Annotated in this window: 7 protein-coding genes; 2 read left to right on the plus strand and 5 right to left on the minus strand. The window is 34.3% G+C overall.

All coding sequences use genetic code 11. The features are described from left to right. Nucleotides 1-42 precede the first annotated feature (42 nt). Nucleotides 43-1,236, minus strand: a complete 1,194-nt coding sequence (locus Q5N74_RS15045) for a porin (RefSeq protein ID WP_304389780.1) — start codon at nucleotides 1,234-1,236, stop codon at nucleotides 43-45. Nucleotides 1,237-1,621: 385 nt separating this feature from the next. On the opposite strand from Q5N74_RS15045, the gene Q5N74_RS15050 reads away from it, so the two are divergent. After that, nucleotides 1,622-1,957 (plus strand): nicotinic acid mononucleotide adenyltransferase, encoded by a 336-nt coding sequence (locus tag Q5N74_RS15050; RefSeq protein WP_304389781.1) that lies wholly within the window; start codon nucleotides 1,622-1,624, stop codon nucleotides 1,955-1,957. 81 nt (nucleotides 1,958-2,038) lie between these two features. Here Q5N74_RS15050 and Q5N74_RS15055 read toward each other — a convergent pair whose 3' ends face one another. From Q5N74_RS15055 to Q5N74_RS15065, 3 genes are all read right to left on the minus strand, one after another. Beyond that, nucleotides 2,039-3,151, minus strand: coding sequence for a hypothetical protein (locus tag Q5N74_RS15055; RefSeq protein ID WP_304389782.1), 1,113 nt, complete (start codon nucleotides 3,149-3,151; stop codon nucleotides 2,039-2,041). 203 nt (nucleotides 3,152-3,354) lie between these two features. Continuing rightward, a complete protein-coding gene (locus Q5N74_RS15060) occupies nucleotides 3,355-6,132 on the minus strand; it encodes a TonB-dependent receptor (protein WP_304389784.1) in 2,778 nt (925 codons plus the stop codon). Between the two features lie 332 nt (nucleotides 6,133-6,464). Then, nucleotides 6,465-6,833, minus strand: a complete 369-nt coding sequence (locus Q5N74_RS15065; protein WP_304389785.1) for a carboxypeptidase-like regulatory domain-containing protein — start codon at nucleotides 6,831-6,833, stop codon at nucleotides 6,465-6,467. Between the two features lie 160 nt (nucleotides 6,834-6,993). On the opposite strand from Q5N74_RS15065, the gene dgt reads away from it, so the two are divergent. After that, nucleotides 6,994-8,334: a dGTP triphosphohydrolase gene (gene dgt, locus Q5N74_RS15070; protein WP_304389786.1), complete on the plus strand. Its 1,341-nt coding sequence runs from the start codon at nucleotides 6,994-6,996 to the stop codon at nucleotides 8,332-8,334. A 350-nt stretch (nucleotides 8,335-8,684) separates the two neighbouring features. Here dgt and Q5N74_RS15075 read toward each other — a convergent pair whose 3' ends face one another. Next, nucleotides 8,685-10,673: an ATP-binding protein gene (locus tag Q5N74_RS15075; RefSeq protein WP_304389787.1), complete on the minus strand. Its 1,989-nt coding sequence runs from the start codon at nucleotides 10,671-10,673 to the stop codon at nucleotides 8,685-8,687. Nucleotides 10,674-10,816 lie beyond the last annotated feature (143 nt).

Consider the following 10,816-nt stretch of genomic DNA (forward strand, 5'->3'; position numbering starts at 1 on the left):
TATGTATTTTAGTTTGCTAAGTTACGTAATTGTTATGTTTTATTAGAAGTGAATGTCAAATTGTAATCTGTACATCAGTTTGTCATTAGCTCCAAAATCTAAATAACTGATATCTGATTGTACCTTAAGCTTATGCCCAACGATATATCTTGAAACTCCTACAGTATATTGAGTCTCTATATCGCGTCCTGTTATGATTTTGTTGTAAGCAATGTTTGTGTAACGGCCAGCAACTTCCCAATTGTTTTTAAATAAATACCCTGCTTGCAGGTTTAAACCGTTCCCTACTTGAACTTCAGCTCCAGTTAAAGAACCGTCTGTGTTTTTTGCATAAGCGTCTTTAGCGTCTCTTTTTGCGTATTCACCCATAAAAGAAAAACCATGGTATTTAAACATACCATCTACATACAATGTGTTTATATTGGTTTCGAAAAAACCTGCGTCGTTTACCATGTAAGAGCCTTGGTTACTACGGCTTTTAACAGCGTTGTTATTAAAGTCGTAAGCAACTGCTAAGGCAAGTTTTGGTGTTTCTTCTCTTTTTAAGTCACTACCAGAATAATCGCCTTCACTTTTAAATTCGCCAAAAGGTAATAATTCAACACGCGTGGTGTATTGGTGGCCACCTAAATTTCCTGTGGTAATATTTCGCCCTTCACCTTGAGCTAAAGAGAAAATTTCTTTTACAACAAATTGATCTGTTAAGTTAAACTGGTGTAATAATTGGAAACCCATATCTCGGTCTATGGTAAAACGGCTGTTAAGTAACGAGCGGTCTACAAATTGCATGTTTCCAGAAGAAATAACACGTTCTCTATTTCCAGGTAGTTTTGTTTGGCCAAACCATAATTGAAAGTTTTTAGCGAAATGCCATTTTACCACCGCATCGAGTATGTATCTTGGTGCGTTTCCTGTGTAAACAGACCCACCAGATAAATCGTCGTTAGAAAGGCCTAATTCTAATTTGTATTCTAATTTTGGAGAGTATGCAAAGCCTTCAAACTTTAATCGTGCTCTTCTTACTGTAAATTCAGATTGAGGGTCAATGTATTTTCCATCTTGATTGTCCCAATCTACTACAGTTAAAAATTGCATTCTTGCCGCGACTTTCATGGTCCAAGAACTGTCTTTACCTACTAGATTAAAAATTCCTTTTCCGAATTTGGGTGCTTCAATTTCTTGAGCGTTCATTGTAAAAGCCGTTAGAATGGCTAGTGCTACTAATCGTAATTTCATGTTGCTATTAATTTTTGTCGGTGCAAATAACCAACTTCAATGTTAACTGAATGTTTCCTGATTATTAACTTTATAACAAAAAAAAAGCTGCCTCGGCCAAAGGCAGCTCATTAGAAATCATGATAATGTAGTCGACAAAAACTAATAGATTATATGAAAAACTAATTGTTTTGTCTTAAGACACTGCGAATATCTAGGTTTAAGATGAGTTCATTGTAATATTAATATTAACTAATTATTAATAATCCCAATGTTAAATTTAACATTAGGAATTAGTTGATAATCAGATGTTTATAATATCAATGTTACCATAACGTTAAGAACGTGTTGTTTTAAGGTTACCAAATTTGTATATTTGGTATATAATGTTAAAACCCCCATAATTATGAAGAAATTTATTTTATTTTTTGCCTTTTTAATTACTGTGGTTTCTTTTGGACAACAAAAGAGAGATTTAAAACTTAACAAAGACACTAATTTAATTGAAGTGGTTTATTATCATGACAATGATGTTGTAAGTCAAACTGGAACTTACACAACAGATGGTAAATTACAAGGTGAGTGGTTGAGTTTTGACACAGCAGGCAAAAAAATTGTTTCTGGAAATTATGATAATGGAAAAAAAGTCGGCAAATGGTTTTATTACACAAATGAAACCATTAAAGAAGTAGATTACAGCGCTAATGCTATAGCGAGTTTAAAAGAGTCTCAAATTAATTAAGAGATTGTTTAAATGAAATAACTAAATAGAAAAGCATCCCAATTAGGGATGCTTTTTTTGTTACTAAGTGTTTTATATAAACTATTGTTTTTGAATTTTTGTTGCCCAAGATGGTAAAGTAGCACCGTTCCCTGCACCAGTTTCAGAAGTTACGTAAGCAGCAGTTGTGTTGCTTGTGCTTACAAAGTTAGATCCGTTTACTTTAAAGTCGCCCGCATCAATTCTTGCAGTGGCACCAGAACCAGAATCTAACTTAGCGAATGTATCAATTCCAGAAACAAATAAGTTAGTGTAAGTTTGTTTTCCACCACCTTCTTTAAAGTTGATTGCTTGTTCTGAAGCTGTAAATTTAGCATCTGCACCTTTTACAATCGTTACATTGATTAGTTTAGCATCTGTCATAGGTATTGCAACATCGTTATCGCCGTTGTTTGAACCTTCAATACCAGCTTTTGTGATTCCTGAAATGTAAACATTGGTAATAGTTCCTTGAAAACCATCAGCAAAATCTAAAGAATCATCATAAGAATTGATAATTACTAAGTTTGAAGCATTTACAGCACCACCAAAAAACTCGATACCATCATCACCACTTTCATAGGTATAAATATTAGAAACTTCAGTTCCGCTACCAACACCAAAGAAAGAAACACCGTTAAATTCTTTAGAAGGAGAAAATTTAGAGCCTGTATATTCAATTCTTAAGAAATTTATTTTTCCTGAAGAATCGGCATTGTTGTTTCCGCCGTAGCTTAAACCTCCAACTTCAGATGTTCCGTTATCGCCTGTGTTTACTTTCGCGTCACCACAAATAATTAAACCTCCCCAATCACTTTCTTTAGGGTCTGCTTTACCAGATGTCATAACCACAGGGTTGTTAGATTCACCATTAATGTTAATAGTAGCACCTCTTTCTACTGCAATATATAAAGCAGTTTCGGCTACAGTCACATCGGTTTTAATAGTTGTTCCAGCAGGAATGGTTAAAGTAGCGCCAGATCTTACCACCAATGCACCAGATAAAGTATAGGTTTGTGATGGGTCTAAAGTTACCGAGCCATCATTAATGTCGCCTTTTAAATCATCTACTTTTAACTCGAAAGTACTTTTTGGAGTCGATGGGTTGTTGTCATCAGTACAACTTGTAAAAGCAAGTGTTACGATTGCTGCTATTGCTAAAATTGATTTTTTCATTTTGAATATTTTTGTTTTATTTTATGTGGCAAAGAAAGCGACATACTGTTTTTAAGGAGTTAAGCATGTATTACCTTGTTGTTAAGTATTCCTACTAAAAACAGGGCTTAGTTAACATAAAATTTACATGAATGAGTGCAAAAAATAAAAAGGTGATTGATACGAAATCAATCACCTTTTTTTCACTTTAAATATGGGGCTTTTTAAAACTTATACTCTAGTGATATTTTGAAATTTGAACCAACTTGGTACGAACTCACTAAAACATCTGGCGTTGTACTACCTGATACTTTGCTTTGTTCTAAAATACGTTTGTAAGTTGGGTTTAAAATGTTTTTATAAGACAGACCTAGTTTTAGATTTTCAGATAAATTAGACTTTATAATGAAGTCTAATTTATTGATGGATTTATCAACCATGTTACCTTTGCTTTGTGTTCCAATAACTGCTAGTTTATCTGAAAAATACGCATAGGCTAAGGTGGCTGTAATGTCTTTGTTTTCTGAAAACTCTTTTAAAAAGGTGATATCAGCATTTGCTAACATATCTGAAGCGCCCGATAATTTTGCGTCATCAAACGTGAAGTTCGCACCAAATCCGTTTTCTTGAAATACTTTATCAGGGTCTAAATCTTGGTTGTGATAAATGTACGATCCGTTAATCCCAAAAGATAATTTGTCTTTTAAATCGTTGTCTTTTTCAACTTCAAAAATATTTTTTCTTAATTCTAATTCAATACCCACGGCGATGGCCATTTCTCCTGTATTGGCATAGGTGATGTTACCTGAAGATGAATTGGTAAACATTTCGTTTATGGGGTTTTGAATTAATTTTCCGAAAGCAGTAGCCGAAACCAGTTCGCCGTTACTCGGGAAATATTCCCAGCCTAAATCGGCATTGTAGTTAGTTGAAGCATACAAGTTCGGGTTTCCTTCATAATCTTGAGTTACTTCCTGGAACAGTAATTTCACCTTTTCTTTAAATTGAGGCAGGGTGTAAGTTTTACTTGCTGCGAACTTTAAATTTTGAGTATCGTTTAACTTGTATTTCGCGGTTAAGCTAGGTAAAAAGTTTACAGGTGCATAGTTGGACGTACCGCCATTTGGAACCAATGACGTTTCATAATAAACATTTTGGTTTAACTGTTCAAATCGTGCGCCAACAATGGCGGATAGTTTTTCGGTTACTTGATATTGTAAAGTTCCGTATAGCGCATGTACATCTAAATTACCCGTGTAAAGTTGTGGGATCTCACTCGATCTATCACCCGTAGACGTATTGAAATACGCATTTCCTAAATAGGTGTCCACATCATGAATGCCATCAACGGGGAACGTAATTTTGTTTGCTACTGGGAAATAGGCATATTGTTGTGAATTGAAATTGATATCTTTCATTTTACCAGAATAGCCTAAAGTGAATTTTCCTTTAAAGTTGTCATCTTCATCTTTTTGAAAATTATAAGAAGCGGAAACATTTGCAGACAACTCCTTTTCTTCCAAATCTTGAAAATAACGGTGGTTGTGAATACTAGAATCTGTAAAGAATGTGTAGTTTGATGAGCCATCACGCGCAGGAATAAATGTGTTTTGCATGCGGTCTGGAATCACGTTGTTTAATATGCTATAACCAACAGCCCAATTAGCTTCCCACTGTTCGTTAAAGTTGTGTTCACCAATTAATTGGTTTACAAATAACTTTGTTTTATCAAAGGTGCCACGTTTAATAAATCCAGAAATATCACCAGCTCCAGGTGCACCACCATCAAAATTTTGATTTTCACCTTCGTATTCGCTGTAATCTTGTGAACTTGAGTTTAAAAATAACGAAGTGAATAATATAGAGTTACTATTGTTTATTTTATAATCGGCAGAACCCATTACCGTGGTATTGGTGTTGTGCTTATATGATTTTTTGTAGAAGTCTGAATTGATAGTTCCTTGGGCCGTAATACTTCCTCTATCAACACCTTCAATGTATGTGTTATCAGCATCAAATGAAGCCGTAATGAAAGTGCTTAATCGGCTTTCATCACCCAAACTGAATTTTTTTCCACCAGATAATGAATAACTATTGTTTAGTGTATTTTTGCTCGTTGTTCTGTCCCAACTTGTTGCGTAATTGTATGGTAATAATGGGTTGCTTGGTGCGCTTCCAGAGTTAAATCCAAAATACGAAGGGCCATCTTGTAAATAAAAATCATCTACTTTTAAAACATTGCTGTTAGCACCTAAACCAACACCTAAAGTAATGTAAGGGGCGCCCGTGAATTTTTTAGAGTGAATATCAATATTAGCACCACCAAAATCGGCATAATTTTGAGCTTCGAATGTTTTACTAATGGCAACATATTCTACAATATCTGTAGAAAAAATATCTAAATTAATATTTTTGTTTGATGGGTTGTTCGATGGTAATGGTAAACCATTTAAGGTTGTAATGTTATAGCGGTCACCCAAACCTCTCACAAAAATACTACCCGTGCCTTCTTGTTTAGAAATACCACTTATTTTGGTGACTGCGGTAGCGACATCGCTAACCCCTTTTCTTGAAAGTTCATCGGCACCAATAGAGGCTTTAAAACTCACGGCTTTCTTTTGGTCTAGTAACAAAGCTGTTTCGCTTTCTCTTTTTGTGGTGGTGGTAATAACAACTTCCGCTAAAGATGCGGCACTAGCAGCCATAGGGACATTCACTTCCGTTGTTTTATTTGCTATAATAGTGACAGGGATTTGCTGTGTTTCGTAACCAACAAAACTAACGAATAAGGTATAAGCGCCTGCTTCTAAATTTTCGATGCGGTAGGTGCCATCAATGTCAGATGTGGTTCCTTTGGTCGTACCTTTTATTAATACGTTTGCAAAAGCCAAAGGCTCATCATTATATTCTTTGTCGGTTAATATTCCAACCACAGCACCCGTGTTTTGACTGTATGATATTGTTGCTATAAATAGCAGAAACAATAGGGGTAATCTTTTCATTTTTTCTTAGTTTTTATCTGGTGCAAAGAACGAAACACAAAATGAATAGGGTGTTATGTGTAAGTTAAACAACGGTAACAAAAGGGTTATCTAAACGTTACCGAATCGTTGATTTATAAACCTTAATTTAACATTGATTTTTTTAAAATGAAAAGGGATGAGCTCTAATATAATAGGGGATTCAATTTCTATTGAAAACAAAAAAATCTATCCGTTTAAGAATAGATGGTATGAAGTAGAAAGTGTTGTTGTTTTACGTTATTGCGAGGTACGAAGCAATCTGTAAGTCGTTAATAATTAATCAATAATTTATTTCACTGCGTTCGTAACACCTATTTCTCATCCACATTTGCCATACTAGTAAGCATCGCTAATTCATCCAATGAAATTGTGCTTGCAGATAGAGATACTTTAATTTCAGTCGCTTCTAAATCAGTTACATGTACGTTAATTTCTTTGGTTTCGTAACCCGCAAAACTGCAAACCAGGGTGTAATCGCCGGCTTTTAGGTTTTCAAAAATAAACAAACCCGTTAAATCGGTGTTTAAGGTTGTCGCAGTTCCTTTAATAGAAACATTTGCAAGTACCAAAGGCGCATTGTTTACTTCGTTGTCTAAAACCTTACCAATTATGAAACCTGTATTTTGACCAAAAGATAAAGCGGTAAAAAGTAAAAGAGCGGTGTAAATTAGTTGTTTCATAATGCGTTTCTATTTAACAATGCAAAAAAAGTGAAACGGCTTCAATGCTGTGTTATCTAAACATTAAACAACAGTCATTAAAATGTTATCTTAATGTTACCAGATTTTCAATTCTAGTTTTGCCGAATTTAGTTATCTTGCCCGTGCTTAAAATTTAACAATGAACTGGGAACAATTACTATCTTTAAAACGCTTTGGCGACACGAATAAACGCATACGAAAAGAACAAGACGAAACCCGTTTGGGATTTGAAGTCGATTACGATCGTGTTATTTTTTCGTCGGAATTTAGAAGCTTACAAGATAAAACCCAGGTGATTCCCTTATCTGAAACCGATTTTGTACACACCCGTTTAACCCACAGTTTAGAAGTAAGCGTTGTGGGGCGTTCTTTAGGGCGTTTGGTTGGAAAAAAATTATTGGAAAAACACCCGCATTTACAAAGCGTACATGGTTACCAAGCGAACGATTTCGGAGCGATTGTGGCTTCCGCAGCATTGGCGCACGATATTGGAAACCCGCCTTTTGGACATTCCGGAGAAAAAGCCATTGGCGAATTCTTTAAAACAGGACTAGGTAAACAGTATAAAAGCCAATTAACAGACAAGGAATATCAAGATTTATGCGATTTTGAAGGAAACGCGAACGGTTTTAAAATTTTAACCGAAAGTAGAGTAGGTAGAAGCGGTGGTTTACGCCTTAGTTATGCTACTCTTGGGGCTTTTACCAAGTACCCAAAAGAATCTTTGCCTAAAAAACCAACCTCTCATATAGCCGATAAAAAATATGGCTTTTTCCAAAGTGAAAAAGAGGCTTATGAGGATATTGCGAACGAACTAGGTTTATTAAAACGTAGCGATAAACACCTGAGTTACGCACGCCATCCACTTGCTTTTTTAGTAGAAGCTGCCGATGATATTTGTTACACCATCATCGATTTTGAAGATGGCATCAACTTAGGTTTAATACAAGAGGAATTTGCTCTAGAATACCTGTCTAAAATAATACGCCACAACATCAAGCCCGAAAATTATTATGCGCTTTCTACTAAAGAAGACCGCATTGGGTATTTACGTGCTTTGGCTATAGGTAGCCTAATAAACGAGGCGGTTGATATTTTCATGACTCACGAAGAAGCCATTTTAAGCGGCGATTTCGATTGTGCCTTGTTAGATAAAAGTAAATACGATGCACAAATAAAAGATATTATTAAAATAAGTATCGAAAACATTTACCAATCTACCGAAGTAATTGATAAAGAAATTGCGGGTTATGGGGTTATTAACACGCTATTGAATACCTACACCAACGCGGTTAATAATACCTTTGAAGGTGTGGCATCCAACTACGATAAACTTATTTTAAAAGGCTTACCAAAAAACATTAAAGCAAGCGATTCTAGTTTGTACAATAGGCTTTCAAGCGTGTGTTATCACATCTCATTGCTTACAGATAGCAAAGCCATATTAGAGTATAAAAAAATAAAAGGGATTAGTTTTTAAATAATTTGGGCGTTACCCGAAGGGTCGCGCTTTCCGCTAAATCTTTTTAAAACGTCATTGCGAGGACAAAGGACGAAGCAATCTGTCGAATTTCAGCTCTAACAAACATAGTTGCAATCTGGTTTTAAAAAGGATACCGCTTCAATCGCTAACGCGGAAGTTTGGGGAGGGAATAGGGGGTGTTCGTTTAAGGCCTCGTTTATGAGCTGAAAATAAGCGATAATTTTCGGATAATACACAAGCCGAATTTTTAAATTTTATTAATTATTTTGTTTTTGGAAAGTTGCCAAATTTAAAAATTTGGCGACTTTCCAAAAATGCCTAAGCCTTTGTGTTAGTAACGATTTGCGCTATTTTTTAAATACACTGCTATGTGCTGGCTTTTTCAGTTCGTTTGGTAAATATTCGCTGTATTTTGATTTTAAATAGTCCAAATTTTGTTGGTTGTCCATTAAATTCAGATTCAATTTTTCTTTTATAAACTCGTATCTAGTTCTAGCCTCATTAAGTATATGACCCCAGGTCAAAACGTAAACATCATATGAATTAGTAGCAACTACGTGACCATATTTTCTGTCGGTTTGTTCTAACTCTGATTCAATATCTTGTTTGATGTCTTTAGTTACTAAAAGGAATTTCCATTTGGTTTTTTCTTTTGGAAACCTTTTGTCATTACAGATTCTAGATGCATAAAGTTTTATTTGCATTAGTTCTTCAGCTCCTGCATCAACTTTTGGCTTTTTTAATTCAATTATCAAATTTGTTTTGTGTCCTGGAAGTCCTTGTGGAAATTGTCGCCAAAGACAAACATCTGGAATAATTTGTAGTTCAGTATTTGATTCACTAGCTACAATTTCTTCAAAATCTGTTCTTCCTAAATGATTTAAATATTCTTTTAAAACATTTTTGAGAGTAATATCATCGACTCCATAAGTATATTCATCTCCGAACAACCAAGTTTCATTAACAAGTATCTTATGCAAATGCTTTCTTTCTAAAACATTTTTGTTTAATTCTTTGTTATAAATCAATTCTTCAAGACCATTAATAAAACGTAATCTATTTTTAATCTCTGTCATAGTATCTATAATACTTGACAAAGAGGTTTCTTCTAAAATCTCAACAAGCTCATCTCTTTTTTCATCTGGCAATTCAATTACCTCTGTTAAAATTCTTTGAAGAGAAGAAGAATCCTTTTCTAATGCCTCTTTGATTAATGAGAGTGTGAATTTTTTACTTTTATCATCTTGATTTTCAAAGTCTGGTAAGTATTCGTTGACTTGAAGCGCAACAATGTCAAACACTTGCCTTTTGCTTTCCTCCACAATTGAATCGGCTTTCTCTTTGTAAGGATAAAGACCTTTTGACTTTAATTCGTTAATGAACTCTCCAGAATATAAATGAAGTCGTTTTCTAACATATTCACGGGCAAATTTTTTCGCTTCTCCATAAGCACTTTGAAGTATATCATCAAAATTTTCTAAATCAATTAGATTTTCTCTATGCAACTTTTCTACATAAATTGACTGTATAAAAATTGAAATAGGAATTGTTGACCTAATTCCAAGATTCAATTCTTTGAATGGTACTCCTTTGGTGTTACATAAGTATGTTTTCTTTTTTATGTCAAAACTCCATTCGATTACTTTAATTACAAAACGATAGGATAATTCTCCGTCTTCTACAAGAAAGTCTGTTTCGTCTGTATTTTTTATTAAAGATTCAAATTCTAGTTTGTTGCCATTAAAGTAAATATTGAAGTCATTATAGTTTATCCAATAAGAAGCGAACCTTTGCTCTATTTCTTTTCTGAGTTTAACATCTAGTGCTTGATTTACGTTCTCTTGGTTAACATTTTGAATTTCGACTTTAAAACCTGTTTCTGTATTTCCCTTTGGAAGTGTTTTTAAATCACTAAAATTTGAATGAGATAAATTATTACGGTCAAATGTTACCGTGAATTCTTTTAATGACTCTCCATTTTGATAAACACTCGTGAATTTAACTAAATCTCCTAACGCAAGTGATTTATACCTTCCTTTTCCCTCTTTTCCGTGATAATGTCGTCCGTTTGGACTTTTGTTTGTATGTTTTTTTTCTGAACCACCTAATCTGCCAAATACGTCTTGAGCTTTTGCATACTCAATTCCAAGTCCGTTATCAATAATCATAAGATTTTCATATCCTCCGAGTTTATTTTTAGCGTATTCGATTTTAATTTCTGTTGCGTCAGCATCAAGAGAATTCCATATAAGTTCAGAAATTGCTGTTATTCCACTCGCTCTCGTTAAAGATTCGATATGGTCTTGCTCAACTCCAACATCAATAATTTTTGGCATATTCTATGTTTTTTTCAGCTTGCACATTATGCAAAGATAAAGTTCCGTTTTAATGAACTGTATCGGTTGTGCCTGTTGCACAAGTTAAGAAAAAGCTTTGATGAGATTGTATAAAAAAGGGAAATTTCTTATCTTTATATATG

Source organism: Mariniflexile sp. AS56, from assembly GCF_030552475.1.
GTDB lineage: Bacteria > Bacteroidota > Bacteroidia > Flavobacteriales > Flavobacteriaceae > Mariniflexile.

Coding starts and splice junctions, on each gene's coding strand:
- Q5N74_RS15045 (WP_304389780.1), bottom strand. CDS start 1,236: ATGAAATTACGATTAGTAGCACTAGCCATTCTAACGGCTTTTACAATG.
- Q5N74_RS15050 (WP_304389781.1), top strand. CDS start 1,622: ATGAAGAAATTTATTTTATTTTTTGCCTTTTTAATTACTGTGGTTTCT.
- Q5N74_RS15055 (WP_304389782.1), bottom strand. CDS start 3,151: ATGAAAAAATCAATTTTAGCAATAGCAGCAATCGTAACACTTGCTTTT.
- Q5N74_RS15060 (WP_304389784.1), bottom strand. CDS start 6,132: ATGAAAAGATTACCCCTATTGTTTCTGCTATTTATAGCAACAATATCA.
- Q5N74_RS15065 (WP_304389785.1), bottom strand. CDS start 6,833: ATGAAACAACTAATTTACACCGCTCTTTTACTTTTTACCGCTTTATCT.
- dgt (WP_304389786.1), top strand. CDS start 6,994: ATGAACTGGGAACAATTACTATCTTTAAAACGCTTTGGCGACACGAAT.
- Q5N74_RS15075 (WP_304389787.1), bottom strand. CDS start 10,673: ATGCCAAAAATTATTGATGTTGGAGTTGAGCAAGACCATATCGAATCT.